The 25,147-nt window shown below is 64.1% G+C and carries 29 protein-coding genes; 18 read left to right on the forward strand and 11 right to left on the reverse strand.

The window, feature by feature from the left end; translation table 11 throughout:
• Positions 1-116 precede the first annotated feature (116 nt).
• From N5A93_RS11955 to N5A93_RS11965, 3 genes are read left to right on the forward strand one after another with little or no spacing between them, the layout of a single operon-like run.
• Positions 117-542 (forward strand): PaaI family thioesterase, encoded by a 426-nt coding sequence (locus N5A93_RS11955; RefSeq protein WP_268955332.1) that lies wholly within the window; start codon positions 117-119, stop codon positions 540-542.
• Entirely contained in the window at positions 539-1,066 is a 528-nt protein-coding gene (locus N5A93_RS11960; protein WP_268955333.1) for a PaaI family thioesterase, read from the forward strand. The genes N5A93_RS11955 and N5A93_RS11960 overlap by 4 nt, the downstream gene beginning before the upstream one ends.
• A complete protein-coding gene (locus tag N5A93_RS11965) occupies positions 1,059-2,393 on the forward strand; it encodes an MATE family efflux transporter (RefSeq protein WP_268955334.1) in 1,335 nt (444 codons plus the stop codon). Before N5A93_RS11960 ends, N5A93_RS11965 begins: the two co-directional genes overlap by 8 nt.
• Before the next feature lie 62 nt (positions 2,394-2,455).
• On the opposite strand, the gene N5A93_RS11970 is transcribed toward N5A93_RS11965, so the two are convergent.
• The 3 genes from N5A93_RS11970 to N5A93_RS11980 form a co-directional block, all read right to left on the reverse strand.
• Positions 2,456-4,111: an MFS transporter gene (locus N5A93_RS11970; RefSeq protein ID WP_268955335.1), complete on the reverse strand. Its 1,656-nt coding sequence runs from the start codon at positions 4,109-4,111 to the stop codon at positions 2,456-2,458.
• A gap of 103 nt (positions 4,112-4,214) precedes the next feature.
• Complete coding sequence (locus N5A93_RS11975; protein WP_268955336.1) at positions 4,215-5,285, reverse strand: quinone-dependent dihydroorotate dehydrogenase; 1,071 nt, start codon at positions 5,283-5,285, stop codon at positions 4,215-4,217.
• Entirely contained in the window at positions 5,282-5,620 is a 339-nt protein-coding gene (locus N5A93_RS11980; protein ID WP_268955417.1) for a DUF952 domain-containing protein, read from the reverse strand. The genes N5A93_RS11975 and N5A93_RS11980 overlap by 4 nt, the downstream gene beginning before the upstream one ends.
• A 101-nt stretch (positions 5,621-5,721) precedes the next feature.
• Here N5A93_RS11980 and N5A93_RS11985 point away from each other — a divergent pair, with 101 nt between their 5' ends.
• Both N5A93_RS11985 and N5A93_RS11990 read left to right on the forward strand, forming a co-directional pair.
• Positions 5,722-6,408, forward strand: coding sequence for an SOS response-associated peptidase (locus tag N5A93_RS11985; protein ID WP_268955337.1), 687 nt, complete (start codon positions 5,722-5,724; stop codon positions 6,406-6,408).
• A gap of 84 nt (positions 6,409-6,492) precedes the next feature.
• On the forward strand, positions 6,493-7,500 hold the full coding sequence (locus N5A93_RS11990; RefSeq protein ID WP_268955338.1) for a type I glyceraldehyde-3-phosphate dehydrogenase: 1,008 nt from the start codon (positions 6,493-6,495) through the stop codon (positions 7,498-7,500).
• A gap of 79 nt (positions 7,501-7,579) precedes the next feature.
• On the opposite strand, the gene N5A93_RS11995 is transcribed toward N5A93_RS11990, so the two are convergent.
• Positions 7,580-7,858, reverse strand: a complete 279-nt coding sequence (locus tag N5A93_RS11995) for an acylphosphatase (RefSeq protein WP_268955339.1) — start codon at positions 7,856-7,858, stop codon at positions 7,580-7,582.
• Between the two features lie 117 nt (positions 7,859-7,975).
• Between N5A93_RS11995 and lepA the strand changes: the two genes are divergently transcribed.
• The 3 genes from lepA to N5A93_RS12010 all read left to right on the forward strand — a co-directional run bounded on the left by lepA (position 7,976) and on the right by N5A93_RS12010 (position 10,639).
• Complete coding sequence (lepA, locus tag N5A93_RS12000; protein WP_268955340.1) at positions 7,976-9,775, forward strand: translation elongation factor 4; 1,800 nt, start codon at positions 7,976-7,978, stop codon at positions 9,773-9,775.
• A 272-nt stretch (positions 9,776-10,047) separates the two neighbouring features.
• Positions 10,048-10,287 carry a PA2433 domain-containing protein gene (locus N5A93_RS12005; protein ID WP_268955341.1) on the forward strand — a complete coding sequence of 80 codons (240 nt, stop codon included), beginning with the start codon at positions 10,048-10,050 and terminating at the stop codon, positions 10,285-10,287.
• Between the two features lie 100 nt (positions 10,288-10,387).
• A complete protein-coding gene (locus N5A93_RS12010; RefSeq protein WP_268955342.1) occupies positions 10,388-10,639 on the forward strand; it encodes a hypothetical protein in 252 nt (83 codons plus the stop codon).
• Between the two features lie 6 nt (positions 10,640-10,645).
• Here the strand turns inward: N5A93_RS12010 and N5A93_RS12015 are convergent, their stop codons facing one another.
• The 3 genes from N5A93_RS12015 to N5A93_RS12025 form a co-directional block, all read right to left on the reverse strand.
• Positions 10,646-10,927, reverse strand: coding sequence for a hypothetical protein (locus N5A93_RS12015; RefSeq protein ID WP_268955343.1), 282 nt, complete (start codon positions 10,925-10,927; stop codon positions 10,646-10,648).
• Positions 10,928-11,094: 167 nt separating this feature from the next.
• Positions 11,095-12,081: a DUF6976 family protein gene (locus N5A93_RS12020; protein ID WP_268955344.1), complete on the reverse strand. Its 987-nt coding sequence runs from the start codon at positions 12,079-12,081 to the stop codon at positions 11,095-11,097.
• A gap of 17 nt (positions 12,082-12,098) precedes the next feature.
• The gene (locus N5A93_RS12025; RefSeq protein ID WP_268955345.1) at positions 12,099-12,221 is read right to left on the reverse strand and encodes a hypothetical protein; all 123 of its coding nucleotides are present in this window, start codon (positions 12,219-12,221) and stop codon (positions 12,099-12,101) included.
• Here N5A93_RS12025 and N5A93_RS12030 point away from each other — a divergent pair.
• The 3 genes from N5A93_RS12030 (at position 12,220) to N5A93_RS12040 (ending at position 12,934) form a co-directional block, all read left to right on the forward strand.
• Positions 12,220-12,438 (forward strand): hypothetical protein, encoded by a 219-nt coding sequence (locus tag N5A93_RS12030; RefSeq protein ID WP_268955346.1) that lies wholly within the window; start codon positions 12,220-12,222, stop codon positions 12,436-12,438. The genes N5A93_RS12025 and N5A93_RS12030 overlap by 2 nt on opposite strands.
• A 44-nt stretch (positions 12,439-12,482) precedes the next feature.
• Positions 12,483-12,671, forward strand: coding sequence for a CTP synthetase (locus N5A93_RS12035; RefSeq protein WP_268955347.1), 189 nt, complete (start codon positions 12,483-12,485; stop codon positions 12,669-12,671).
• A gap of 77 nt (positions 12,672-12,748) precedes the next feature.
• Entirely contained in the window at positions 12,749-12,934 is a 186-nt protein-coding gene (locus N5A93_RS12040) for a CTP synthetase (protein ID WP_268955348.1), read from the forward strand.
• A gap of 85 nt (positions 12,935-13,019) precedes the next feature.
• Here the strand turns inward: N5A93_RS12040 and N5A93_RS12045 are convergent, their stop codons facing one another.
• Positions 13,020-13,775 (reverse strand): alpha/beta fold hydrolase, encoded by a 756-nt coding sequence (locus N5A93_RS12045; protein WP_268955349.1) that lies wholly within the window; start codon positions 13,773-13,775, stop codon positions 13,020-13,022.
• A 90-nt stretch (positions 13,776-13,865) separates the two neighbouring features.
• Here N5A93_RS12045 and N5A93_RS12050 point away from each other — a divergent pair, with 90 nt between their 5' ends.
• Positions 13,866-14,240: a hypothetical protein gene (locus N5A93_RS12050; RefSeq protein WP_268955350.1), complete on the forward strand. Its 375-nt coding sequence runs from the start codon at positions 13,866-13,868 to the stop codon at positions 14,238-14,240.
• Positions 14,241-14,311: 71 nt separating this feature from the next.
• On the opposite strand, the gene glyA is transcribed toward N5A93_RS12050, so the two are convergent.
• Positions 14,312-15,619, reverse strand: a complete 1,308-nt coding sequence (gene glyA, locus N5A93_RS12055) for a serine hydroxymethyltransferase (RefSeq protein ID WP_372921008.1) — start codon at positions 15,617-15,619, stop codon at positions 14,312-14,314.
• A 172-nt stretch (positions 15,620-15,791) separates the two neighbouring features.
• Between glyA and N5A93_RS12060 the strand changes: the two genes are divergently transcribed.
• Entirely contained in the window at positions 15,792-16,553 is a 762-nt protein-coding gene (locus N5A93_RS12060) for an NAD kinase (protein ID WP_268955352.1), read from the forward strand.
• Positions 16,554-16,707: 154 nt separating this feature from the next.
• Positions 16,708-16,905: a hypothetical protein gene (locus tag N5A93_RS12065; protein WP_268955353.1), complete on the forward strand. Its 198-nt coding sequence runs from the start codon at positions 16,708-16,710 to the stop codon at positions 16,903-16,905.
• A gap of 51 nt (positions 16,906-16,956) precedes the next feature.
• On the opposite strand, the gene prpE is transcribed toward N5A93_RS12065, so the two are convergent.
• Together prpE and N5A93_RS12075 are read right to left on the reverse strand one after the other, a co-directional pair.
• A complete protein-coding gene (gene prpE / locus N5A93_RS12070; RefSeq protein ID WP_268955354.1) occupies positions 16,957-18,849 on the reverse strand; it encodes a propionate-CoA ligase PrpE in 1,893 nt (630 codons plus the stop codon).
• A 229-nt stretch (positions 18,850-19,078) separates the two neighbouring features.
• Positions 19,079-21,358: an NADP-dependent malic enzyme gene (locus tag N5A93_RS12075; RefSeq protein WP_268955355.1), complete on the reverse strand. Its 2,280-nt coding sequence runs from the start codon at positions 21,356-21,358 to the stop codon at positions 19,079-19,081.
• A 160-nt stretch (positions 21,359-21,518) separates the two neighbouring features.
• Between N5A93_RS12075 and N5A93_RS12080 the strand changes: the two genes are divergently transcribed.
• The 4 genes from N5A93_RS12080 to upp all read left to right on the forward strand — a co-directional run bounded on the left by N5A93_RS12080 (position 21,519) and on the right by upp (position 25,126).
• Entirely contained in the window at positions 21,519-21,911 is a 393-nt protein-coding gene (locus N5A93_RS12080; RefSeq protein ID WP_268955356.1) for a cytidine deaminase, read from the forward strand.
• Between the two features lie 2 nt (positions 21,912-21,913).
• The gene (locus tag N5A93_RS12085) at positions 21,914-23,218 is read left to right on the forward strand and encodes a thymidine phosphorylase (protein WP_268955357.1); all 1,305 of its coding nucleotides are present in this window, start codon (positions 21,914-21,916) and stop codon (positions 23,216-23,218) included.
• 2 nt (positions 23,219-23,220) lie between these two features.
• Positions 23,221-24,408, forward strand: coding sequence for a phosphopentomutase (locus tag N5A93_RS12090; RefSeq protein ID WP_268955358.1), 1,188 nt, complete (start codon positions 23,221-23,223; stop codon positions 24,406-24,408).
• Positions 24,409-24,493: 85 nt separating this feature from the next.
• Positions 24,494-25,126, forward strand: coding sequence for a uracil phosphoribosyltransferase (upp, locus tag N5A93_RS12095; protein WP_268955359.1), 633 nt, complete (start codon positions 24,494-24,496; stop codon positions 25,124-25,126).
• Positions 25,127-25,147: the final 21 nt, after the last annotated feature.

Genomic DNA, 25,147 nt, shown 5'->3' on the forward strand with positions numbered 1-25,147 from the left:
ACTCCCTTGGCAAAGGTTAGCCCCGCCCCGGACCAAGAGCAACCGCCACCCTTGCGACCCTCCCGCATTCAGGCCCATAAAGGGGCCGCAACACCCAGAGGGGGCGCAGAATCCGCATGAGCGTGGACAAGACCAGGATCGCCGAACAGTTCATCACCGCGATCCCGCATTCGCAGGCGCTGGGCATGGAACTGACCGAGATCGGCGAGGGCAGCGCCGAGATCGTCATGGACTACGACAGCCGCTTCATCGGCGATCCCGAAACCGGGGTGATTCATGGCGGCGCGGTCTCGGCGCTGATGGATACCTGCTGCGGGGCGGCGGCGATGAGCCATCCCGACAATCCCGGCCTGACCGCCACCATCGACCTGCGCATCGACTACATGCGCCCGGCCACGCCGGGGCAGCGCATCCGCGCGCGCGCCGAATGCTACCATTTCACCCGCTCGGTGATCTTCGTGCGTGCCCGTGCGATGGATGACGATGACGCGCGCCCCGTCGCCACCGCCACCGGCACCTTCACCGTGGAGGCAAAGGCATGACCGCATCCGGCAAGCGAACCGGCAAGCACCCCGAACCCGTCCAGGTGGTCAAGCAACGCCGCGACGCCGCGCTCAATGCGCTGGTCGATGGTGTGCCCTATATCCGCTTCCTCGGCATCACCTTCGACCGGCGGGGCGACGAGCTGACCGCGGTCATGCCCTTTGACGACAAGCTGATCGGCAACCCGCTCCTGCCGGCGCTGCATGGCGGTGCGACGGCGGCCTTTCTCGAGGTTTCGGCGATCATCGGCCTCAGCTGGTCGATGCTCTGGCACGAGATCGAGGCCGGCGCGCTCGATCCCGCCGACCTTGCCGCGGGGCGTCTGCCGCGCCTGCCCAAGACCATCGACTTCACCGTCGATTACCTGCGCTCGGGCCTGCCGCGCGACGCCTATGCGCGCGCGCAGGTGGCGCGTTCGGGGCGGCGCTACGCCTCGGTGCGCGTCGAGGCCTGGCAGGACAACCGCGCGCGCCCCTTCGCGCAGGCCTCGGGCCATTTCCTGATGCCGCGCCGCGATGGCTGAACCCGCCGACGGCGCGCTGACCCATCGCCGCGTGCTCAGGATCGCCATTCCCATCGTGCTCGCCAATATCACCGTGCCGATCCTCGGCGCGGTGGATACCGGCGTGATCGGGCAGCTTGGGCTGGCCGCCCCCATCGGCGCGGTGGGGATCGGCGCGGTGATCCTCTCGGCGATCTACTGGGTGTTCGGCTTCCTGCGCATGGGCACCACCGGACTCACCAGCCAGGCCCACGGCGCCGGGCGCCAGGGCGAGGTCGCGGCGATGCTGACGCGCGCGCTGATGGTTGCCGGGGTTGCCGGGCTGCTGGCGATCGCCTTCCAGGCCCCGCTCTTCGCCGCCGCCTTCGCGCTTTCCCCGGCCAGTGCCGAGGTCGAATCCCTCGCGCATGACTATCTCGCGATCCGCATCTGGAGCGCCCCGGCCATCATCGGGCTTTACGGGGTGACAGGCTGGCTGATCGCGCTCGAACGCACCCGCGCGGTACTGGTGGTGCAACTGGCCATGAACGGGGTCAATGTGGGGCTTGATCTGTGGTTCGTGCTCGGGCTCGGCTGGGGTGTGACCGGCGTCGCCGGCGCCACCTTCATCGCTGAATGGTTCGGGCTCGGGCTGGGGCTCTGGCTCTGCCGCGATGCCTTCGCGCTGCCTGCCTGGCGCGACTGGACGCGCGTCTTTGACGCGCCCGCGCTGCGCCGCATGGCCTCGGTCAACACCGATATCCTGCTGCGCTCGCTGATGCTTCAGGGGATCTTCGTCTCCTTCCTGTTTCTCGGGGCCGATTTCGGCGACGTGACGCTGGCCGCCAACCAGGTGCTGCTGCAATTCCTGCAGATCACCTCCTATGCGCTCGACGGTTTCGCCTTTGCCGCCGAAGCGCTGGTGGGGCAGGCGATGGGGCGCTTCGATATGGCGCGCCTGCGCCGCGCGGCGCTGCTCTCCAGCCTCTGGGGCGGACTCGCGGTGATCGCGCTGGCGCTCGGCTTTGCCTTGCTCGGCCCCTTCACCATCGACCTCATGGCCAAGGTGCCCGCTGTGCAGGCGGCGGCGCGCGCCTATCTCCCCTGGGTCATTGCGGTGCCGGTGCTCGGCCTTGCGCCCTACATGCTTGACGGAATCTTCATCGGGGCGACCCGCACCCGCGACATGCGCAACATGATGGCGCTCAGCCTTGCGGTCTACGGCGCGGCCGTCCTCATCCTGCTGCCGTTATTCGGCAATCACGGGCTCTGGGCGGCGCTGCTGATCAGCTTCGTGGCGCGCGGGATCACGCTTGCCCTGCGCTACCCGGCCCTGGAACGCGCCGCGCGCCTGCCTTCTTCTGTTTGAAAATATCCCGGGGAGCGCGAGGGGCCGGCCCCTCGCTCCACCCCCCGCCAGCGGGCACGCGCTCAGTCGGTGCTGCGCAACCTTGAATTCTGCACCAGCCAGATCACCAGGAGCGGCGTGCCCACGGTGATGGCGGTCACCACGATCAGCAGCATGCCAAGCTCGGAATAATCCGCCGGGACCGTGACCGCGCCGCTATCCTTGTCGGTCACTTCGCGCGTGACCGTGAAGATCTCGTTCAGGTAGCGCGTCAACAGGCTCGATGCCGACAGCGCCAGGTTGGTGAACGAGGCCATGACCGCAAAGAAGGTCGCCTTCAGGTTGGCCGGCGCGTTGCGCGCGATCCAGGCCAGCATCGGGATCATCGCGACCTGCCCCAGCGGCGATTCCACCGCCGTATCCAGCACCGCGATGAAACGCGCATCCACCACTCCGCCGGTCAGCGGTGCGGTGATGTCCTGGATGCCGTAATAGAGGCCGATATTGGGCATGTTCATGATCCCCGCGGCCAGTGTCAGCATGACGAAGATCCACACGATCGGGCGCGACGCAATCAGCGGGCGCAACACCACCAGCCCGGCCAGCGTCAGCACCGAAGTGATCAGCGACAGGAGCGACAGGAACTGCTGGTCAAACCCCAGCACGTCGATCTCGAACCAGGTCTGCCCGTTGCCGGGGCGCGGCACCGCGCGAAACACGAAGATGATCATCGCCGTGCCGATCAGGGCGCGCGCCTGCGCGGGGGCCAGCACCGAAATCAACTGGCGCATGAGAAACAGCACGATCGCCATCGACCCGGCAAAGATGATCTCCTGCCCGTAAGGCACCTGTCCCAGCCCCACCGCCAGCGTCAACGCCACGAAGGCACCGCCGCCGATGAAATACCACGGGTTGGGCTCGGTCTTCTCGTCGGGCCGCTCGAACAGCGCATCGGTCTCGCCGGGCGTCAGCCCGCGTCCCAGCATCCTGTGGCGCGCGCGGTATTTCTGCACCCCCGCCAGCACCACGCCCGAGACCGACAGCAGCGGAATGACCAGCGCGATCAGATAGATGCGGGCATAGATATCGGCCTTGGCGCCGTCATCCATGGCCTCGATGCCGCGAAACATCCAGATATTCATCGCCGCCACCAGCACCGTGCCCGCGATCAGCGCGAAACGCCCCAGCGTCTGCATGGTGGTGTGCATGGCGCGGCTGGCCTCGTCGGAGATGGGCGCGCCGCTCGCGTCCAGGCGCGGCACCGCCTCGACCGACATCGCATCCGCCACCGCATCTTGTAACACCAGCCCGCAGGGCGTCAGCATGAACGCGGTGACGAACCAGGCACTGGCCGGCATCATCGTTTCCATCAGGGCTGTCTCGGCGATCACCAGGTACATGATGATCATGCTCAGTCCGATCAGCCCGGCGCCAAGGTAGACCAGCAGCCATTTCCAGCGCCAGATGATATCCACCAGATGCCCCAGCGGCATCTTGAGCGCCCAGGGCAGCCCCGCCCAGAACGCGAGGCCCGCCAGGTAGGCGGCAGAAAGATCAAGGTATTCCTTGACATAGAATGTGCCCACGATCCCGGTCAGCCCCGAGACCCCGGCGGCGAAATACACCATCAGCGGCGGCAGGAAGGTCCAGCGCATCTGACGCGCGAGGTCAAACACCACCGCGTCGATCCAGCCCGAAATCCCGCCGCGCCGCTGCTCTGTGCCTTCGTCCTGCGTCATGGCCTCTCCGTGACAGTGAGCTGATCGCTCGCCGTCAATTTAGGTCGAAGCCGCCCGCCTGCAAAGCCTCAAAGCCCATGCCCCGGAGCACGCGCGCTGCGGATCAGAGCCAGGCGTCGCGCCCGCTGCCCACCGCCCCGGCGACAGTGCCGAACCCGTCGCGCTCAAGCAGCGTATCAAGCCCGCGCACGATCCGCCCGACCAGCGACATGCCCTCGAAGACCAGCGCCGAATAAAGCTGCACCGCATGGGCCCCGGCGCGGATCTTTTCATAGGCCTGTTCGGGCGTCGCGACGCCGCCGACCCCGATCAGGGGCATCTCGCCGCCCGTCAGCTGCGAGAGCCGCGCCAGCACCCGTGTCGAGCGCTCGAACAGCGGCGCGCCCGAAAGGCCCCCGGCCTCGCTTGCGTGGGGGCCATGCAGCCCTTCGCGCGCCAGTGTCGTGTTGGTGGCGATGATCCCGCAGACGCCCGCCGCGCGCGCCACATCGGCGATCTCAGAAAGCTCGCCGTCGCTCAGGTCAGGCGCGATCTTGAGAAAGACCGGAATCGGCACGGGCAGCGAGCCGCGCGCCGCCATCACCCCCTCAAGCAGCTTTGCCAGCGCGTCGGCGCCCTGCAGATCGCGCAGCTTCTCGGTGTTGGGGCTGCTGACATTGACCGTCGCGAAATCAAGGTCGCGCCCGCAATGCGCCAGCACGCGGGCGAAATCCCCGGCCCGGTCGGCGCTGTCCTTGTTGGCCCCCAGATTGAGCCCGATCACCGCATCCTCCGGGCGCTGCGCCAGCCGCGCGGCGGCGGCCTCCATGCCTTCATTGTTGAAACCGAAACGGTTGATCACGCCGCGATCCTCGCGCAGGCGAAACAGGCGCGGGCGCGGGTTTCCGGGCTGCGCGCGCGGCGTCACGGCCCCGACCTCGAGAAAGCCGAACCCCGCGCGCGACAACGGGCCAAGAGCGCGGGCGTTCTTGTCGAACCCCGCCGCCAGCCCCACCGGATTGTCCAGCGCGAGCCCCGCCAGTTCGCAGCGCAGGCGCGGCGAGGTGATGCGCCCCGGCAGCGGCACAAGACTCGCGCGCAGCGCCATCAGCGCCGCATCATGGGCGCGCTCCGGGTCCAGCCGGTGCAAAGCCGCCAGCCCCATGCGCTCGAACTGGCGCGCGACGCTGCTCATGTCATGCCCGGCGGAAAGCTGTGCGCGCCACCCTCAAGCGGCAGAGGCTGCGCCCAATGCACATCCTCAAGGCGCAATTCGCGGTAAAGATGCGGGAAAAGTGCGCCCCCGCGCGACTCTTCCCATGCCAGCGCATCCCCCAGCGCCGCCGCTTCGACCGCCAGCAGCATCAGCCCCTCTTCGCCCGCGAAATGCTTCGCGGCCGTCTCGGGCGCCTGCGCGGCGGTCGAGAAATGGATATAGCCATCGGCCAGATCGACCGGCGCCCCCCGGCTGATGGCGTTTTCGCGCAATTCGCGCCATTCACCGGCGCGCAATATCTTGTAGATCAGCATGATCCGGGTGATGCCCTGCCCATGCGCGCCGGTCAAGCGCCAAGCGGCGCGCGCGCCTTGCGCCGCTTCACATTCACGCGCGCCTGCGGCAGGGTCGGCGCATGTGCGGACGCTTTGCCAATACCCTTCCCGATGACGCCATGGCGCGGCTGTTTCAGGCCGCGCCCGCCAATGACCTGCCGCGCACTCCCGATTACAACATCTGCCCGACCAATGCCGTGCATGCGGTCACGTCCCTTGACGGGCAGCGGCACCTTTCGGCGATGCGCTGGGGTTTCGTGCCCCATTGGTATGACAGCCCGGGCGACGGGCCGCTCCTGATCAATGCCCGCGCCGAGACCATTGCCAGTAAACCCGCCTTTGCAGCGGCCTGCCGCGCGCGGCGCTGCCTGATCCCGGCGACGGGGTTCTATGAATGGACCAAGGACGGCGCGGGCAACCGCCTGCCATGGTTCATCCGCCACAGTGATGAAAGCCCGATCGCCTTTGCCGGGATCTGGCAGGATTGGACGCCAAAGGGCGGGCAGGGCTCGGAGCGCCTGACCACATGCGCCATCGTGACCACGGCGGCCAATGAAGCCATGTCGCGCATCCATCACCGGATGCCGGTGATCGTCGCGCGCGGCGATTGGCCGCTCTGGCTCGGCGAGGCGGGGCAGGGGGCGGCGCGGCTGATGCAGGCCCCGCCCGAAGACGTGCTCACATTCTGGCGCGTCGGCAGAGAGGTGAATTCCAGCCGGGCCAGCGGGCCGGACCTGATCGCGCCGGTCGCGGCGGGTGCGCCGTGATTTGATCAAATATTGTTTCACGGCTGGCATTTCCCGCATCGCACGGCACAGTGCCCGCGAAGCTGACCTGTCGGAGACCATCCCATGACAAGCCGTCCCATCCGCGTGGCCATCAACGGCTTTGGCCGCATCGGTCGCACGCTCCTGCGCATACTGCTGCGCGATGCGCGCGATATCGAACTGGTGCTCATCAACGAGATCGAGCCGCTGGCGACCTGTGCCTATCTTTTCCAGTATGACAGTGTGTTTGGCCCATGGCACGGTGAGGTTTCGGCTGGCGAGGGGCTGTTGCAGGTGGATGGGCGCGCCATTCCCTTTCATGCACAACCCGATCTGAGCGCGCTTGACCTTGGCGGCGTCGACGTGGTGCTGGAATGCACCGGCATGGGCGGCGCGCGCGCCGTGGCCGAACGCGGGCTGGCGGCGGGCGCGGGCGCGGTGCTGGTCTCGGGACCATCGGCCGAAGCCGATGTGACGCTGGTCATGGGCGCCAACGAGGGCGACCTTGGCGATCAGCGCATCATTTCCAACGCCTCCTGCACCACCAATGCGCTGGCGCCGCTGGTGCGGCTGCTGGATGACGCCTTCGGGGTGGAAAGCGGCCAGATGACCACGGTGCATTGCTATACCGGCAGCCAGCCCACCGTGGACAAGCCGCGCGACGCGCTCGAGCGCAGCCGCGCCGCCGCCCTCTCGATGGTGCCCACGACCACCAGCGCCCAGCATCAGACCGGGCTTGTGCTGGCGCATATGAAAGGACGCATCGAGGCCCGCGCGATAAGGGTGCCCACCGCCAGCGTTTCATGCATCGACCTGACCGTGCAGACCCGCGCGCCGGTCAGCGCCGACGCCGCCAACGCGGTGCTCGAGGCCGCCGCCGCGGCTTCGCCGGTCTTTGGCTGGACAATGCAGCCGCTGGTCAGCTCGGATCTGCGCGCACGCCCCGAATCCGTCATCATGAGCGGGCTCGAGACCTCGGTCTCCAATGGCGGGCTTTTGCGGGTGTTCGGCTGGTATGACAACGAATGGGGTTTTTCCTGCCGGATGCTCGACATGGCGCGGCTGATCGGCGCACGAACCGGGCGGGGGTGATATTCCGGGCCGGCGCCGGGGGGCCAGCCCCCCGGACCCCCCGAGGTATTTGCGGCCAGATGAAGGGGCGGGCCGGGCGTCAGCGCCGGATCTCGAAGGTTGTGCGCCCTTCCGGCGTGGCCGGGGTGGTTTCGATATGCTCGACATGGGCACGGGGCGGGCCGCGATGGAGCGCTGCGAGCATGTCCTCGACCCTGTCGCGCGCGCCCCCGATCAGGGCCGTGACCGATCCGTCGCCCTCGTTTCTGACCCAGCCGGTCAGGCCGCGGTTCTTCGCTTCGTTTTCTGTCCAGGCGCGGAAGGCGACGCCCTGGACACGCCCGGTGATGCGGACCGTGATGGCGGTGGGTTCATTCATGGTGATGCTCCCTTGTGTCCCGGGGCCAATCTCGCACAGGCAAAGGGGACCAGGCCAGCCCCGCATCCCCACGCAGGCTATTGACCCGCCCTGCTTTGCAGCGCATATGCGATCCTCATGACACCGCTTTCTCATATCCGCAATTTCTCGATCGTGGCGCATATCGACCACGGGAAATCCACGCTTGCCGATCGTCTGATCCAGATGACCGACACCGTGGCCGAACGTGACATGAAAGAGCAGATGCTCGACTCGATGGATATCGAGCGCGAACGCGGCATCACCATCAAGGCCAACACCGTGCGCATCGACTATACGGCCGATAGTGGCGAGCAATATGTGCTCAACCTGATCGACACGCCGGGCCATGTGGATTTTTCCTACGAGGTGTCGCGCTCGATGCGGGCGGTCGAAGGCTCGCTGCTGGTGGTGGATTCCACCCAAGGGGTCGAGGCGCAGACCCTCGCCAATGTCTATCAGGCGATCGAGGCCGATCACGAGCTGATCCCGGTGCTCAACAAGATCGACCTGCCCGCCAGCGATCTTGACCGCGTCGCCGAGCAGATCGAGGAGGTGATCGGCATCGACGCCTCGGGCGCGATCCCTGTGAGCGCCAAGACCGGGCAGGGCATCCGCGAGGTGCTGGAAGCGATCGTCAACCACTTGCCGCCCCCCGTGGGCGATGCCGATGCGCCGCTCAAGGCGATGCTGGTGGACAGCAAGTATGACCCTTACCTGGGGGTCGTGGTTCTGGTGCGGATCATGGATGGCGTCCTAAAGAAGGGCGACAAGATCCGCATGATGCAGACCGGCGCCACCTACGGAGTCGAACGGATCGGGGTGTTCCGCCCCGCCATGACGGTTGTCGACGCGTTGGGGCCGGGCGAGATCGGCTTCATCACCGCCTCGATCAAGCAGGTCCGCGACACCCGCGTCGGCGACACCATCACCCATGAGAAACGCAAATGCGAAACCGCGCTGCCGGGGTTCAAGCCTTCGGTGCCGGTGGTGTTCTGCGGCCTTTTCCCGGTGGATTCCGCCGAATTCGAAAGCCTGCGCGACGCGATCGAGAAACTGGCGCTCAACGATGCCTCCTTTTCCTATGAGATGGAGAACTCCGCGGCGCTGGGCTTTGGTTTTCGCTGCGGTTTCCTCGGGCTCTTGCATCTCGAGGTGATCCGCGACCGGATCGAGCGCGAATACGATATCGAACTGATCACCACCGCCCCTTCGGTGGTCTATCGCGTGTTCATGAAGGACGGCGCGGTCAACGAATTGCACAACCCCGCCGACATGCCCGACCTGACCTATGTCGACCATGTCGAGGAACCCCGCATCAAGGCCACGATCCTGGTGCCGGACGAATTCCTTGGCGACGTGCTCAAGCTCTGCCAGGACCGGCGCGGCATCCAGGTCGACCTGACCTATGCGGGCGCGCGGGCGATGGTGGTCTATGACCTGCCGCTGAACGAGGTGGTGTTCGATTTCTACGACCGGCTGAAATCGGTGACCAAGGGCTATGCCAGCTTTGACTACGAGATTACCGGCTATCGCGCCGACAACCTTGTGAAGATGCAGGTGCTGGTCAATGACGAGCCGGTCGATGCGCTTTCGATGATGGTCCATCGCGACCGCGCCGAAATGCGTGGCCGCGCCATGTGCGAAAAGCTCAAGGACCTGATCCCGCGCCACATGTTCAAGATCCCGATCCAGGCGGCCATCGGCGGCAAGGTGATCGCCCGCGAGACCCTCTCGGCGATGCGCAAGGACGTGACCGCGAAATGCTATGGCGGCGACGTGACCCGCAAGAAGAAGCTGCTGGAAAAGCAGAAGGCGGGCAAAAAGAAGATGCGCCAGTTCGGCAAAGTGGAAATCCCGCAACAGGCCTTCATCTCCGCCCTCAAGATGGACGAGTAGGCCGGGGTTCACATCCCCACCACTGCCATTGACCGGGGGTTCACCCCGTGCCCCAAGAATCCCGGTCCATCCCCCCGTAGGCCGGGGTTCCACCCCGGCCCAACCACCACCCCGGCCCAAGCACCCCGGCCCGTATCGACCGCCAGCGCATCGTGATCCTGACCGCCTTTGTCAGGAAACGCTGAAGCGGCAGCATTCTGCCGACCGGTTCGCCAGCGCCGCGCGCTGCGCTATTTCTCCGACACGCGAACCAGAAACGGGAGGAAAAAACCATGAAATATCTCGCACTCACCGCCGCATTGGCGCTTCTTGCAGCGCCCGTGAGCGCCGGGCAATGCCCGATGGACATGGCCAAGATCGACGAGGCCATGCAGAGCGCCAGCCTGTCGGAGGCCGACATGGCCGAAGTGAAGGACCTGCGCGCCAAAGGCGAGGATCTGCACAAGTCGGGCGACCACGCCGCCTCGGTCGAAACGCTGGCCAGGGCCAAGGAAATGCTGGGCGTCGAGTGACACCATGAGGGGGCGGGCCAGCCGCCCCCGGCATCCGAGCTACGGAACCCCAGGCCCTTTCGCGCGTTTCCCAATGGCAAACAGCGAAAGGAGGCCCGCAATGGACCGCTTGAGCCTTGTTCTCTTTCTCGCCACGGGGCCGACCCTGATCGGCTCGTTCGTGACGATCGTACTGACCCTCGGCTTTTATGGCTGGCCCGCCATCGCCATGGCCGCAGGTCTGGGCGCGGCGCTGACATGGCCGGTGTCCCACCTGATCTCGCGCTGGATCAAGCGCGACGATCCGCATTTCGATCACAAACGGCATGGCCCGCCCGGCCTTCTGCCCGATCCCGACGCGCCCGAGATCTGAGACCGGTCACTTTGGGGCGGACCCCCTCACGGCCTCGGGATGCGCCTCCAGGAACCCGTGCAGGACAACGTAAAGCGCACGAGCATGATCCAGGTCGTCGCGGTGCAACGCATCGCGAAGATCCTCGCAGATCATCTGCTGCACGGCCTGCGGCCCTTTCGGCAGATGCATCGTGTATTCCGCCAGTGCCGAGGCGCTGACCTCCGGCAGATGCTCATGCTCGGCCACCGCCGCGATCTCCTCGCGGCTGAGGCATGTCATGTCCTCGATATCGTCCAGCGTGATCATTCGCCATTCCTCCTGCGGCTGTTTTGGAATGGGGACTCTATCACGCAGGGACCGGCCCGTGACTGACGTGCGTCAATACGGGCCTCATTCCGTATGGCGCGGGCCGCGTCCGGAGGAGGGACCGGGGACACCGCCCCCGGCCATTCGTATCGCCCGGCCAGCGCGGATCACGCGGCCTTCAGTTCCAGCCTCATCATGGTCTGATTGAGCAGCATATAAGCAATCTCGCCGAAAGTGACCGGTCCGGTGAACTTGCCGGTCGGTTTGCCCTCCAGCTCGCCATAGAGATAGTTGAGGATGCAATTGCACGAATATTGACCCTCGCCGCCCTCGCCCAACTGCTGCGCGAAGGCATGGGCATAGTTCTCAAGCGGCCTGGCGAAACGGTATTCGACCCCCTCCATCACCGGGGCATAGAACGTCACCATGCCGCTGTCGCGCTCCACGCTCTGAACCGAGACATTGATCAGCGCGCCGCCGTAATTGGCCATCAGCGGCAGACGTGTGTCGATGCCATTGTCGAGCAGATAGGCGGCCAGTGGGGTCTCCACGCCGTCGATCAGCACGGTTTGGGCCGAGAAACCGCTTTGCGTGAAGCGCAAGCCGGGGGCGGTCTGCTCGCCCTGCGAAAAGATATTCACGATATCGACCTGCGGGGTCAGCCCCTGTTCCAGTCCCAGGTGCATCACGACGGCGGCATCGTCATGCGCCTGCCCGGTGAGGCCGTCAACGACCTTGGGCGCGACACGGCCGATATCGTCAAGATGCACGCCTGAAATCCAGCCCACGAGTGGCTGGTTGAAAAAGCCCGGATAGTCGGTGCCGGACATCGCGAAGACCGAATGCGCCTCGGAAAAGGCGGGGATCAGGACAAAGGTCATCCCGCCCTCGGCATAGCCCTCGCAGATCCTGGGCAGATCGTGGGCACCCAGAACCCGGATATCGGCGGTCGTGGCCTCGGGAAAGGTGGTGCAGTAAAGCCGGTCGCGGATCACGGCTCCGCCGGTTTCGGTAACGAAATAGACGGCGGTGCCGCCAATCCAGTTACCTTTAGGCAATTGCGCCAGAAGCGCCTCGTCGCCTGCGATGGTCATGACCGCGCCCGAAGCGATCCGGGCCGCGGCGTCGTCAAGGGAAAGAAGTTCGTTTTTCATGGGGATGTCCGTCTGGTTCAGATATGGGCAAGTTCGTCAGCGGCAGAGGCGTTGGCGCGGGCGAACTCCATCAATTCGGCGACCTTGGCATCGATCAGGGTCGGGTTGTTGCGGACCTCGATGCGCAGGCGGCCAAGCATGATCCGGGTCGACAATTGGGCGTCGTCCGGATTGCGATCGGACAGGATGAGCGTTTTCAACGCGCTCGGCGATGGGATTGGCATGGTGCTTGTTGACCTTCTTCTGGGATCTCGGATCGCGCGCTTCACCCAACTGAACGGCACGGTTTCCGCGTGGTTTAACGAAGCGGGGAAATATCGCCGTCAGGCGGGTCGCCTGCCGCCTGCCCATGCCTGACGCAGATCAAGGCGCGCGCCGCCTGCGCGCCTTACGGTGGCATCATGGCTTGGCTCGTCTTCATCCTGCATCTTTTCATCGGCACCACCCTTGCCGGGGTGGGCATCGTCGTGGTTCTCGTGATCGGGTTCCAGAGCCCCTGGGCGCTGGCCGGGGCGGTCGTGGCCGGACTGCTGCTGGCCTTTCCGCTGGCCTGGGTCGTGGCGCGCGCTCTGATGGGCGACGGAACCTGACGCAGATCAAGGAGCGGCGCGCCGACGCGGTTTAACATCAATCCCGCGCGCGCCTTTTGAAAATGGGAAGGATTCTCATGTTGCGTCTGGGACTGATTCTTTATCTCTTCATCGGAACCACTCTGGCGGGGTCCGCGATGGTGGCCGCGCTTGCGGCGGGTTACGACACGACCTGGCCGGTCATCATCTCTTCGGCGGTGGGGTTCGTCGTGGCGGCGCCGGTGGCTTGGCTCGTGGCGCGCGAACTCTATTCCGGCGAGTGATTTCGGCGGTTGTGTACCAACCTCGCGCGCAAGCTGCGGGGTTGAGTACAAAAGCGGCGTACGAAACGGACGTTTTGTACCGTTCTCAAGACAGCCATTCGCGGACCGCGGCCTCGAATGCGCGCGGCCTGTCAGCGTGGAGCCAATGGCCCGCGCCGGGAATTTTCACAAACTGAGCTTTGGGGAACAAGTCCTTGATTTTTGGTCTTGAATCCCTTGTGACATAATCCGAGTCGGCGCCGGTCAGGAACATCACCTTTCCATCGTAATGCCCTGAAATATCGGGGAAAGACATGATTCCGGGCATCTCCGAGCCGAGTGTTTCAAGGTTCAGCAGCCATTTTTTCGTTTTTATATCAATGGATTGCGTGAAAAAGTTGATCAAGGCGGGGTTGTCCACCTTGCCCTCCAGCTGCGCATTCACATCCGAACGGCTCTCGATCCGGCTCAGATCAACCGATTTCATCGCCTCGATATACTGTATCTGGGAGTGGGAATAGGTCACGGGCGCAATATCTGCCACGATCAGCCGATTCACCAACTCAGGCCGTGTCAGCGCCAGCACCATCGCCGCCTTGCCGCCCATCGAATGCCCCAGCACATCGAACGGCCCCTCCAGATCCTCCAGGACCGCGGCCAGATCATTGGCCATATCGGGGTATGAATGTGTTTCAAACCAAGGGCTTGACCCGTGGTTCCTCATGTCGACCGCGACCACCTGCCGGCTGTCCGAAAGCCGTTTCGAGATCACCCCCCAGTTGCGCGCCGACCCGTAAAGCCCATGCGCGATCAACAGCCCCGGCCCCTCGCCGCGTGTTCCGTATTCGATCCTGTTCAACATACCCGCACGCTACCCGTGCAGGCATCAGAGCACCAGCCCTATTGAGCGCGCCGCGTGATCGCGCTAGATCTGGTGTCAGGGGAAGGGCGCGTGATCAATCCAAAGGCCATGGAATCGGATATCGCAAAGCTGGAAACGCTTCTGCACGAGCGTCTCGGCGTGCGCGGCCCCTCGTTCGAGAAACGTCTCAAGCGCGCCGGCCGCCGCCTGCCGCGCTTTGCGCGCCGTGCCGGTGCGCGGATCGCCAAGGCCCAGTTTTTATTGAAGAATCCACGCCTCGCGCGGCTGGTCGATCAACCCGGAACGGCACACTCCATCGCCATCCTGCGGGGCCATCTCGAAACGATCAACGCCGGGGAGCGTCGCAAATCCCTGATCCTCGGGTTCTTGGGCAGCGTGGTGTTCAACCTGCTTGCACTGGCCTTTCTGATCGCGGCATTGCTGCGCTGGCAGGGCGTGATCTGATCAAAGACCGGGATGGGAAAGGCCCACGCAGAGACACTGCATGGGCCTTTTAATGATTTTAAATCAGTGTGTTAGAGGTTCGGGTAAAGCGGAAAGCGCTGGCACATAACGGCCACTTCACCCTTGACCTTTTCCTCGACGGCGCTGTTGCCCTCTTCGCCATTCGCCGCCAGCCCGTCGACCACTTCGACGATCCAGTCAGCAATCTGGCGGAACTCGGCCTCGCCAAACCCGCGCGTCGTACCCGCAGGCGAACCCAGACGGATGCCGCTGGTGACGGTGGGCTTCTCCGGATCGAAGGGAACCCCGTTCTTGTTGCAGGTTATGTGCGCGCGCCCCAGCGCCTTTTCGGTGGCGTTGCCCTTGACGCCCTTGGGCCGCAGATCGACCAGCAAGACATGGGTGTCGGTGCCGTGTGTCACGGTATCCAGCCCGCCCTTGATCAGTTGATCGCTCAGGGCCTGCGCATTGCTCACGACCTGCTTCATGTAGGTCTTGAACTCGGGACGAAGCGCCTCGCCGAAGGCCACGGCCTTGGCGGCGATCACATGCATCAGCGGCCCGCCCTGAATGCCGGGGAAGATGGCCGAATTCACTTTCTTGGCGATGGTCTCGTCATCCGTGAGGATCATCCCGCCGCGCGGTCCGCGCAGGGTCTTGTGGGTGGTGGTGGTCGCCACATGCGCATGCGGAAAGGGCGAAGGATGCTCACCCGCCGCTACGAGACCCGCGAAATGCGCCATGTCCACATGCAGATACGCGCCCACCATGTCGGCGATCTCGCGCATGCGGGCGAAATCAATCTGGCGCGGGATGGCCGAACCGCCCGCAATGATCAGCTTGGGGTTATGTTCCCGGGCCAGCGCTTCGACCTGATCGTAGTCGATCAGGTTGTCCTGCTTTCGCACGCCATATTGAACGGCATTGAACCACTTGCCCGACTGGTTGGGGGCGGCGCCGTGGGTCAGGTGCCCGCCTGCATCGAGGCTCATCCCCAGGATCGTGTCGCCGGGCTTGATCAACGCGGTAAAGACGCCCTGATTGGCCTGACTTCCCGAATTGGGTTGCACATTGGCGAAACCGCAGCCGAACAGCCTGCAGGCGCGCTCGATGGCCAGGTTCTCGGCGATATCGACGAACTGACAGCCGCCGTAATAGCGCCGTCCGGGATAACCCTCGGCGTATTTGTTCGTCATCACGCTGCCCTGGGCTTCCATGACGGCGGCGGAGACGATGTTTTCGCTGGCGATCAGTTCGATCTCGTCGCGCTGGCGGCCGAGTTCGAGGTCGACGGCCTTGGCGATCTCGGGGTCGCGCGATGCGAGGGATTCGGTGAAAAACCCTTCGGACATAAAGGGTTGGTTTCCATCATGAGGCATTGGTGCAACTCCGTCCGTGTGATTTCGCAGATTTCCTATCGGAAACAGCCTCTGTTTGAAAGGTTGTAAAGCGACAAAAGGGCTTGTTGCACCGGCATATCTGGCGCAACAGGTGGAATTGTGGTTCGATCCGACCAACAAGACGTGCTTAGGAAACGGGGCAGCGCAGACGATGGCCAGGAAAATCGCCTTTCTTGCGAGCGACGCGCCTTCCGCCCAGACGGCGCGGGCGGCTCTGATCGCGCGCTACGGCAATGCGCCCGAGGCCGAGGCCGACGTGATCGTCGCTCTGGGGGGCGACGGGTTCATGTTGCAGACGCTGCATCGCACGCAGGACCTGCCCGCGCCGGTCTATGGCATGAATCGCGGCACGGTCGGTTTCCTGATGAATGAATATTCAGAAACCGACCTGCTCGAGCGGCTGGAGGAGGCCGAAGAAGAGGTCATCAATCCGCTGGCGATGAAAGCCCAATGCGCACATGGCGCCCTGCATGAGGCCCTTGCGATCAACGAGGTCTCGCTGCTGCGCGCGGGTCCGCAGGCGGCCAAGCTCAAGATCACCATCGACGGCAATCTGCGGCTGGCGGAACTGGTCTGCGACGGGGCGCTGGTCGCGACTCCTGCGGGGTCCACGGCATATAACTACAGCGCGCACGGGCCGATCCTTCCGATCGGGTCGGACGTGCTGGCACTGACGGCGGTAGCGGCGTTCCGCCCGCGACGCTGGCGCGGGGCGTTGCTGCCGAAAACGGCGCATGTGCGCTTTGATGTGATCGAGCCGGACAAGCGCCCGGTCATGGCAGATGCTGACAGCATCTGGGTCGAGAACGTGCTCTGGGTCGAAATCCATTCGGACCCCGACGTGGCCCACCGTATCCTGTTTGACCCCGGTCACGGGCTTGAAGAGCGGCTTTTGCGCGAGCAGTTCGTTTAATGCGATCTTTCCGACATTAATTAAAAATCAACGACTTGGCGTGATGTTATCCGATAGCACGCGCCCGATATTGCCTGTCTTGCCCTTCTCTCCGCATTGTGAGGCTGCCTGCCAGGTGCGGGCCGCCACGGATCAGCATACCAGGAGGACGACCATGCAACCTCACAGCAAAACACCAGCCCGCCTTTCGACGCGCAAGCGCCTTGCGCTGGTGTTGGGGCTGTTCGTTGCCGGTTCGGGCGTGATTGCCGGCGTCAACCGGGGCGGCGCGCCCGAGTTGGACCCTGTAAAGGCTCTGTCGGTCAGCCCGATCCAGGTGACCGTGCTCGATGCACAGCGTGCGGAAGGGTAATGATGTGCCCCGGCGCGCGGACGCTCCGGGGGATGGGGGCAAAAGGAAATCTCAGTCCTTGGCGTAGCCGATGGTTTGCAGCGCCTCACGGATTTCATCGAGGATCGCAGGGTCGTCGATCGTGGCGGGCGCCTTGAACGGTGCGCCATCGGCGATCTTGACCATCGTGGCGCGCAGGATCTTGCCCGAGCGCGTCTTGGGCAGGCGGTCCACGACCAGAGCCAGCTTGAACGCGGCGACAGGGCCGATCTGGTCTCGCACCATGTCAATGCTTTCCTTGACGATCTCGTCATGGGACCGGTTGACGCCCTTTGTCAGGCACAGGAAACCAAGCGGCAACTGCCCCTTGAGTTGGTCCGTCACGCCGATGACCGCGCATTCCGCGACATCCGGGTGGGCGGCAAGAACCTCTTCCATGCCACCCGTCGACAGGCGGTGACCCGCGACATTGATCACGTCATCGGTACGCGCCATGATCCAGAGGTATCCGTCCTCGTCCTTCATGCCCGCGTCGCCGGTTTCGTAATAGCCGGGGAAGTGGTTCAGATAGGATGAGCGAAAGCGGTCTTCGGCATTCCAAAGCGTCGGCAGGGTGCCGGGGGGCAGGGGAAGTTTGATGGCGATGGCGCCCAGCTCCCCGGCGGGCATTTCATGCCCGGCCTCGTCCAGTATCTGCACGTCATAGCCGGGCATCGCAACGGTGGGTGAACCGACCTTGACGGGCATGGCTTCGATGCCGGCGGGATTGCCGGCAATCGTCCAGCCGGTCTCGGTTTGCCACCAATGGTCATAGACGGGGACGCCCATCACGTCTTTCGCCCATTCGATCGTGTCCGGATCGGCCCTCTCGCCCGCAAGATAGAGAGCGCGCAGACAGGAAATATCGTAGTTCTTGATCAGTTCGCCCTTGGGGTCGTCGCGCTTGATCGCGCGGAAAGCCGTGGGCGCTGTGAAGAAGCTGCGCACATTGTGTTCACTGATAACGCGCCAGAACGTGCCCGCATCGGGCGTGCCTACGGGTTTGCCTTCGAACACGATGGTCGTATTGCCATGTATCAGCGGCGCGTAGCAGATATAGGAATGCCCCACGACCCAGCCCACGTCCGAGGCAGCCCAGAACACGTCCCCTGGATCGACATTGTAGATGTTCTTCATCGTCCAGTTCAGCGCCACCAGGTGCCCGCCCGTATGGCGAACCACGCCCTTGGGCGCGCCGGTGGTGCCAGAGGTGTAGAGGATATAGGCGGGGTGGTTGCCCTCGACGGGGACGCAGTCGGCGGGCTCAACGCCATACTGAAAGCTGTGCCAGTCAAAATCGCGCCCTTCCTCCAGATGGGCGACTTCCTGTTCGCGCTGGAAGATCACGCAGAAATCGGGCTTGTGTGTGGCCTGTTCGATAGCGCCGTCCAGAAGCGGTTTGTAATGGACAACGCGACCGGGCTCGATCCCGCAGGAGGCGGCGATGATCGCCTTGGGTTTGCAGTCGTCGATCCGCACAGCGAGTTCATGGGCTGCGAATCCGCCAAAGACCACCGAGTGGATAGCGCCAAGGCGGGTGCAGGCCAGCATCGCTTCGAGCGCCTCGGGAACCATCGGCATGTAGATGATCACGCGGTCGCCTTTTTCGATCCCCTTGGCCCGCAAGGCCCCGGCAAGGCTGGCGACTCGGTCGCGCAGTTCCTTGTAGGTGATTTCGTGCTTGGTATGGGTGACCGGGCTGTCGTGGATGATCGCGACCTGGTCACCGCGACCCTGATCGATATGGCGGTCCACGGCGTTGTAGCAGGTGTTCACCATGCCGTCGGCAAACCATTCGTAGTGCGGCGCATCATCATCGAAAAGCGCCTTCGAGGGCATCTTGTCCCAGTCGATCGCCTTGGCCTGTTCCATCCAGAACGCTTCGGGGTCGCGCTTCCAGCTCTCGTAGATGTCCTTGTATGCCATCGTGTCCTCCTCCGGTCCGTTCCCGTTGTGTTACGGGCGAGGCGACGTTGCGGCAAGTGAGTTGATCCAGCGCGTGGCAGATTATCGCATGAAATTTGCAGATTTGGCGGACATTATGCTGCAAATTTTTGCAAACCCGTTAAATTCATGCGGTGTTAGGGCAAAAAAACAAAGCTCTGCAAATCTGCAAATAAATCCCTGCAAACTGATCCTGCATGGATTCGTCTGCTTAGCCGTAATGGCGCACCGGTGTTCCGGCGATCGCCGCCATGTTCAAAAGACCGCGTGCTGTGACGCCCGGGGTGACGATATGGACGCGGTTGCCCATGCCCATCAGGATCGGCCCGACCTCGAGCCCGCCCGCCTTCATCTTGAGGATGTTGCGCACGCCCGAGGCCGCATCGGCATGGGCGAAGATCAGCACATTGGCCGCACCGCTCATGCGGTTGTCGGGCAAAAGGCGCTCGCGCAATTCGGGGTCGAGTGCAGCGTCGATGTTCATCTCGCCTTCATAGGCGAAATCGCGCGGTGCCGAATCGAGGATCTCGATGGCGGCTCGCAGGCGCTTGCCGGAACCTTCGGCCTGATTGCCGAATTGCGACTGCGAACAGAACGCGACATTGGGAACGATACCGAAGCGGCGCACATGGCGCGCGGCACCGATCGCGGCTTCGGCCAACTGGTCGGGGGTGGGCAGCGAATGCACATGGGTGTCGGCGATGAACAGCGGGCCATCCTCGAGGATCATCAGCGACAGCGCGCCGTGCGGGCGTAGTTCCGTGGTTCCCAGAACCTGTGTGACATAGTTCAGATGCCACCGGTATTCGCCGAACGTGCCGCAGATCAGGCTGTCGGCCTCGTCGCGATGCACCATCACCGCGCCGATGGCAGTTGTATTGGTGCGCATGATCGCCTTGGCCAGATCGGGAGACACGCCGCGACGCTTCATCAGGTCGTGATAACTGCCCCAATAATCGCGATAGCGGGGGTCGTCCTCGGGATTGACGACGCTCAGGTCGCGACCGGGGCGGATTTCGAGCCCCAGCCGCTCACAGCGCCGCTCGATCACCGAGGGGCGACCGATCAGGATTGGCAGTTCCGTCGTATCCTCAAGAATCGCCTGCGCCGCGCGCAGCACGCGTTCGTCCTCGCCTTCGGCAAAGACGATCCGGCGCGCCGCGGTGGCGGCGGCCTCGAAGACCGGGCGCATGAGCAGCGCAGATTTGAACACCGAAGCGTCCAGTCGGTTCTTGTAGGCCTTGAGATCCTCGATCGGTCGCGCGGCGACGCCGGTTTCCATGGCGGCGCGGGCGACGGCGGTGGAAACGATCCCCGATAGGCGCGGATCGAAAGGCTTTGGGATCAGATAATCGGCGCCGAAGGTCATCGGCTCGCCCTGATAAGCGGCGGCGGCCTCGGCGCTGGTGGTGGCGCGGGCCAGATCGGCAATCCCCTCGACACAGGCGACCTGCATCTCATCGTTGATTTCGGTTGCTCCAACGTCAAGCGCGCCGCGGAAGATGAAGGGAAAGCACAGCACATTGTTGACCTGATTGGGAAAATCACTGCGCCCGGTGGCGATGATCGCCTTGGGGGCGACGCTGCGCACATCGTCGGGCATGATTTCCGGTGTCGGATTGGCCAGGGCGAAGATGATCGGGCTGTCGGCCATCTTTTCCACGTGCTCGGGCTTCAGCACATTCGGTCCCGACAGGCCAAGAAACATGTCGGCCCCGTCGATCACATCGCCAAGCTCGCGCAGGTCTGTATCCTGCGCAAAGGCTTCTTTCTGCGGGTTCATGTCTTTGCTGCGGCCCTTGTAGACAAGCCCGTGAACGTCACAAAGCCAGATATTGCTGCGCCGCACGCCCAGCTTCAGCAGCAGATTGAGGCAGGCGATTCCCGCCGCGCCGCCGCCGGTCGAGACGATCTTGATGTCCTCGAAACGCTTGCCCGCCACATGCAGCGCATTCGTTGCCGCCGCGCCGACGACAATGGCGGTGCCATGCTGATCGTCGTGAAAAACGGGAATATTCATGCGCTCGCGGCACAGTTTTTCGACGATGAAACAATCCGGTGCCTTGATGTCTTCAAGGTTGACCGCCCCGAATGTGGGCTCCAGCGCGCAGACGATATCGGCCAGCTTCTCGGGGTCGCTTTCGTTCACTTCGATGTCGAAACAGTCGATGTCCGCAAATTTCTTGAACAGGACGGCCTTGCCCTCCATCACCGGTTTCGAGGCCAGCGCTCCGATATTGCCTAGACCCAGCACCGCCGACCCGTTGGTCACAACTGCGACAAGGTTGCCGCGCGCCGTGTAGCGGCTGGCATTGGACTCGTCTTCCTTGATCTCGAGGCAGGCTTCGGCGACGCCGGGAGAATAGGCGCGCGCGAGGTCTCGGCCATTGGCCAGAGGCTTGGTGGCACGGATTTCAAGTTTTCCGGGTTTTGGAAATTCATGGTAGGCCAATGCCGCCTGACGCAGGTTTTCGTTTGGGTTGTCGGTCATTATTTCCTCCCTCGCGGCATTTAGTTTAGCATTAAACTATTACTTTGCGGGCGCAATCCCGTTCTTGCCGGACCCTTCGGACAGCTTGCATCCTGCAGCGCAGGGACGCAATGTTTAAGCCGAGCGGTCCAATCCGGGCCGCAGAGTGAAGGGATAGCCGATGTCGCTGCTCGAAAAAGCCAGGGCTGTGCGTGAAAACGCCCATGCGCGCTATTCCGGGTTCAAGGTCGGGGCGGCGGTGCGCGCGACGTCGGGGCGGGTCTATGTTGGCTGCAATGTCGAAAACGCAGCCTATCCCGAGGGCACCTGTGCCGAGACCGGCGCGATCGCCGCGATGGTTGCGGCGGGCGAAAGAGAACTGACCGAGGTGGCGATCATCGCAGAAGGTGCCGAGCCTATCAGCCCCTGTGGCGGGTGCCGACAGCGGCTGGCCGAGTTTGCCGGCCCCGACACAAAGGTCATCATGGCGACGATGGACGGCCAGCAGCGCAGCGCGAAGCTGGGCGATCTGCTGCCCGGAGCCTTTGTTGCGTCCAGCATCGTGAAAGGCTGACGATGGATGCCAGGGCCATCATCGCGAGAATCCGGAATGGCAGCCCCTTGGAGCGCACGGAACTGTCATGGTTTGCCAACGGGCTGGCCGATGGGCGCGTCAGCGATGCACAGGCCGGGGCGTTTGCAATGGCGGTCCTTCTGAAGGGTCTTGGCGAGGCGGGGCGCACGGACTTGACGCTTGCGATGCGTGACAGCGGGCGCAGGCTGGACTGGGCGCTCGATGGTCCGGTAATAGACAAGCACTCGACCGGCGGGATCGGCGATTGCGTGAGCCTTGTGCTGGCGCCCGCTTTGGCGGCCTGCGGGGCCTATGTACCGATGATCTCGGGCAGGGGGCTTGGCCATACGGGTGGGACGCTCGACAAGCTCGAGTCGATACCGGGGCTTGCGACCCAGCTTGACGAGGCAGCGTTTCGCGATTTGGTGGCGCGCGCCGGATGTGCCATCGTCGGCGCCAGTGCCGAGATGGTCCCTGCGGATCGCCGTCTTTATGCGGTGCGCGACGTGACCGCGACGGTGGAAAGCCTTGATCTGATCACCGCCTCGATTTTGTCCAAGAAACTGGCGGCGGGGCTGGAGGGGCTGGTTCTGGACGTGAAAACCGGCTCGGGCGCCTTCATGAAATGCGATGCGGATGCGCGCGCATTGGCCGAAGCGCTGGTCGAAACAGCGAATGCGGCGGGTTGCCGGACAAGCGCGGTGGTGTCGGACATGAACCAGCCGGTGGCGCCCGCGCTTGGCAACGCCCTGGAGGTGGCCGAGGCGATGCGGGTGCTGAAGGGCGGCACGCATGGGCGGTTGGGCGCGCTGAGCATCGACCTTGCGGGCGAAGCGCTGAGGCTTGGCGGGTTGGCCGAGGCACGCGAGATCGGGGCGCATATGGTGTCCAAGACGCTGTCCGACGGTAGCGCCGCTGCGCATTTCGGCCGGATGGTGGCGGCGTTGGGGGGGCCGAATGATTTCGTCGAGAACTGGGAAAGCCATTTGCCGGTGGCCGATGTGATCCGCGATCTTCCAGCGCCCCGCACGGGGCACGTCGTGGCGATGGATGGCGAGGCCATGGGGTTGGCGGTGATCGGGCTTGGCGGGGGGCGGCAGGTGGAAACCGACCGGGTCAATCCTGCGGTCGGGCTGGATCGGGTGCTGCCGCTTGGCACATCGGTCGCCAAGGGTGATCCGCTTTTGCGCGTTCATGCGGCATCCGAGGACCACGCCGACCGGGCGGCGGCCCGGTTGGAACAGGCGATCGTGATCGGCGATGCGTCTGCGCGAATCCCTTCTTTGATCCATGGAAGGCTGGGCTGAGCATGACGCGTGCCTTCCTTGTGGTGATGGATTCGGTGGGCATTGGTGGCGCGCCAGATGCCGGGCGGTTCTTCAACGGGGAGACTGCCGACACAGGGGCCAATACCGTTGCCAATATCGCCAAGGCGCGGCCTGGCGGGCTGCATTTGCCGGTGCTTGATGCTCTGGGCCTTGGGGCGGCGGTCCGGCTGGCATCGGGCGAAGAGGCCCCCGGGCTTGGCTGCGTGCCGACAGGACTTTGGGGTTGCGCAAGCGAGCAGTCGCCCGGCAAGGACACGCCGACCGGGCATTGGGAACTGGCGGGGGTGCCGCTGCCCTGGGAATGGCATCTCTTTCCCGAAAGCGTTCCTGCCTTTCCGCCCGTGTTGTTGGCGGCGGTGCAAAAGGCATCGGGGGCAGGGGGTACCCTGGGCAATTGTCACGCCTCGGGGACGGATATCATCAAGCGATTCGGGGCCGAGCATATGCGCAGCGGCTGGCCGATCTGCTATACCTCGGCCGACAGCGTCTTTCAGATTGCCGCCCATGAAGACAGTTTCGGCTTGGAGCGCCTGCTTGACAACTGTCGCCAGATCGCGCCGATGCTGCACGCCATGCGCGTGGGCCGGGTGATCGCGCGCCCATTCACCGGTGACGCCGAAAGCGGCTTCACCCGGACCCGGAATCGGCGCGACTATGCGATGCCGCCGCCCGCGCCGACCTTGTGCGACCGGGTGCAGGGGGCGGGTGGAAAGGTGCATGCAATCGGCAAGATCGGCGATATCTTCTCAATGCAGGGGATAGATGACGTGGTGAAGGGCGACGACCGCGAATTGATGCGCCATCTGTCCCGGGGGATCGACACGGCGGAATCCGGTAGCCTGACCTTTGCCAATTTCGTCGAATTCGACAGTCTTTACGGGCATCGCCGCGATGTTGAGGGTTATGCGCGGGCGCTGGAATGGTTCGACTATGAGATCGGCACGCTTCTCAAGCGGCTTGCGCCGGGTGACATGCTGCTGCTCTGCGCCGATCACGGTAACGATCCCACCTGGCCCGGCAGCGACCATACCCGCGAACAGGTGCCCGTTCTGATTGCGGGGCTTGGGGCGGGGCGGATCGGGCAGGTGGCGTTCGTCGATGTGGGCGCCAGCGTCGCGGCGCATCTGGGCGTGGCACCGCAAGGGCCGGGCCGCAGCTTTCTGCCCTGAGCGACGGGGGCAAGCCCGTTGCCCTTTGGCGCGCTTTCTGAAATGACGGAAAGAACCGCCGCAGCACTCCGCCGAGGAAGATCCGATGAAACAGCACCTGACCGTCGTTACCCATCCGCTTGTGCAGCACAAGCTCACTCTCATGCGCGAGAAGTCCACCTCGACCGCCGTGTTCAGGCAGCTTCTGCGCGAGATCAGCCAGTTACTGGCCTATGAAGTCACATATGAGCTGGACATGACAAACCGGCGCATCGAGACCCCTTTGCAGGAAATGGACGCGCCGGTTCTGGCGGGGCGCAAGCTGGCGCTGGTGTCGATCCTGCGCGCGGGCAACGGCCTGCTGGACGGGATGCTGGAGCTTATTCCCTCGGCGCGGGTCGGGTTCGTCGGGCTTTACCGCGACGAGGCGACGCTCAAGCCGGTGCAATATTACTTCAAGGTTCCCGACTATCTTGACGAGCGCATGGTGATCGTCGTCGATCCGATGCTGGCGACGGGGAATTCCTCGGCGGCAGCGGTTGACCTTCTCAAGCAGTCGGGCGCACACAATATCCGGTTCCTGTGTCTGTTGGCCGCGCCCGAAGGCGTTGCCCGGATGAAGGAAGCCCATCCCGATGTTCCCATCGTGACCGCCGCTCTCGACGAAAGGCTTAATGAGAAGGGCTATATTCTTCCGGGACTAGGGGATGCGGGTGACAGAATGTATGGCACAAAATAAGCTATTGACTGTTTACTAGGC

This window comes from Roseovarius salincola (genome assembly GCF_026891095.1).
Classification (GTDB): domain Bacteria; phylum Pseudomonadota; class Alphaproteobacteria; order Rhodobacterales; family Rhodobacteraceae; genus Roseovarius; species Roseovarius salincola.

What these genes read in the sequence shown, in the direction of transcription:
- N5A93_RS11955 (WP_268955332.1), top strand. Translation starts at nt 117, where the DNA reads ATGAGCGTGGACAAGACCAGGATCGCCGAACAGTTCATCACCGCGATC.
- N5A93_RS11960 (WP_268955333.1), top strand. Translation starts at nt 539, where the DNA reads ATGACCGCATCCGGCAAGCGAACCGGCAAGCACCCCGAACCCGTCCAG.
- N5A93_RS11965 (WP_268955334.1), top strand. Translation starts at nt 1,059, where the DNA reads ATGGCTGAACCCGCCGACGGCGCGCTGACCCATCGCCGCGTGCTCAGG.
- N5A93_RS11970 (WP_268955335.1), bottom strand. Translation starts at nt 4,111, where the DNA reads ATGACGCAGGACGAAGGCACAGAGCAGCGGCGCGGCGGGATTTCGGGC.
- N5A93_RS11975 (WP_268955336.1), bottom strand. Translation starts at nt 5,285, where the DNA reads ATGAGCAGCGTCGCGCGCCAGTTCGAGCGCATGGGGCTGGCGGCTTTG.
- N5A93_RS11980 (WP_268955417.1), bottom strand. Translation starts at nt 5,620, where the DNA reads ATGCTGATCTACAAGATATTGCGCGCCGGTGAATGGCGCGAATTGCGC.
- N5A93_RS11985 (WP_268955337.1), top strand. Translation starts at nt 5,722, where the DNA reads ATGTGCGGACGCTTTGCCAATACCCTTCCCGATGACGCCATGGCGCGG.
- N5A93_RS11990 (WP_268955338.1), top strand. Translation starts at nt 6,493, where the DNA reads ATGACAAGCCGTCCCATCCGCGTGGCCATCAACGGCTTTGGCCGCATC.
- N5A93_RS11995 (WP_268955339.1), bottom strand. Translation starts at nt 7,858, where the DNA reads ATGAATGAACCCACCGCCATCACGGTCCGCATCACCGGGCGTGTCCAG.
- lepA (WP_268955340.1), top strand. Translation starts at nt 7,976, where the DNA reads ATGACACCGCTTTCTCATATCCGCAATTTCTCGATCGTGGCGCATATC.
- N5A93_RS12005 (WP_268955341.1), top strand. Translation starts at nt 10,048, where the DNA reads ATGAAATATCTCGCACTCACCGCCGCATTGGCGCTTCTTGCAGCGCCC.
- N5A93_RS12010 (WP_268955342.1), top strand. Translation starts at nt 10,388, where the DNA reads ATGGACCGCTTGAGCCTTGTTCTCTTTCTCGCCACGGGGCCGACCCTG.
- N5A93_RS12015 (WP_268955343.1), bottom strand. Translation starts at nt 10,927, where the DNA reads ATGATCACGCTGGACGATATCGAGGACATGACATGCCTCAGCCGCGAG.
- N5A93_RS12020 (WP_268955344.1), bottom strand. Translation starts at nt 12,081, where the DNA reads ATGAAAAACGAACTTCTTTCCCTTGACGACGCCGCGGCCCGGATCGCT.
- N5A93_RS12030 (WP_268955346.1), top strand. Translation starts at nt 12,220, where the DNA reads ATGATCCGGGTCGACAATTGGGCGTCGTCCGGATTGCGATCGGACAGG.
- N5A93_RS12025 (WP_268955345.1), bottom strand. Translation starts at nt 12,221, where the DNA reads ATGCTTGGCCGCCTGCGCATCGAGGTCCGCAACAACCCGACCCTGATC.
- N5A93_RS12035 (WP_268955347.1), top strand. Translation starts at nt 12,483, where the DNA reads ATGGCTTGGCTCGTCTTCATCCTGCATCTTTTCATCGGCACCACCCTT.
- N5A93_RS12040 (WP_268955348.1), top strand. Translation starts at nt 12,749, where the DNA reads ATGTTGCGTCTGGGACTGATTCTTTATCTCTTCATCGGAACCACTCTG.
- N5A93_RS12045 (WP_268955349.1), bottom strand. Translation starts at nt 13,775, where the DNA reads ATGTTGAACAGGATCGAATACGGAACACGCGGCGAGGGGCCGGGGCTG.
- glyA (WP_372921008.1), bottom strand. Translation starts at nt 15,619, where the DNA reads ATGCCTCATGATGGAAACCAACCCTTTATGTCCGAAGGGTTTTTCACC.
- N5A93_RS12060 (WP_268955352.1), top strand. Translation starts at nt 15,792, where the DNA reads ATGGCCAGGAAAATCGCCTTTCTTGCGAGCGACGCGCCTTCCGCCCAG.
- N5A93_RS12065 (WP_268955353.1), top strand. Translation starts at nt 16,708, where the DNA reads ATGCAACCTCACAGCAAAACACCAGCCCGCCTTTCGACGCGCAAGCGC.
- prpE (WP_268955354.1), bottom strand. Translation starts at nt 18,849, where the DNA reads ATGGCATACAAGGACATCTACGAGAGCTGGAAGCGCGACCCCGAAGCG.
- N5A93_RS12075 (WP_268955355.1), bottom strand. Translation starts at nt 21,358, where the DNA reads ATGACCGACAACCCAAACGAAAACCTGCGTCAGGCGGCATTGGCCTAC.
- N5A93_RS12080 (WP_268955356.1), top strand. Translation starts at nt 21,519, where the DNA reads ATGTCGCTGCTCGAAAAAGCCAGGGCTGTGCGTGAAAACGCCCATGCG.
- N5A93_RS12085 (WP_268955357.1), top strand. Translation starts at nt 21,914, where the DNA reads ATGGATGCCAGGGCCATCATCGCGAGAATCCGGAATGGCAGCCCCTTG.
- N5A93_RS12090 (WP_268955358.1), top strand. Translation starts at nt 23,221, where the DNA reads ATGACGCGTGCCTTCCTTGTGGTGATGGATTCGGTGGGCATTGGTGGC.
- upp (WP_268955359.1), top strand. Translation starts at nt 24,494, where the DNA reads ATGAAACAGCACCTGACCGTCGTTACCCATCCGCTTGTGCAGCACAAG.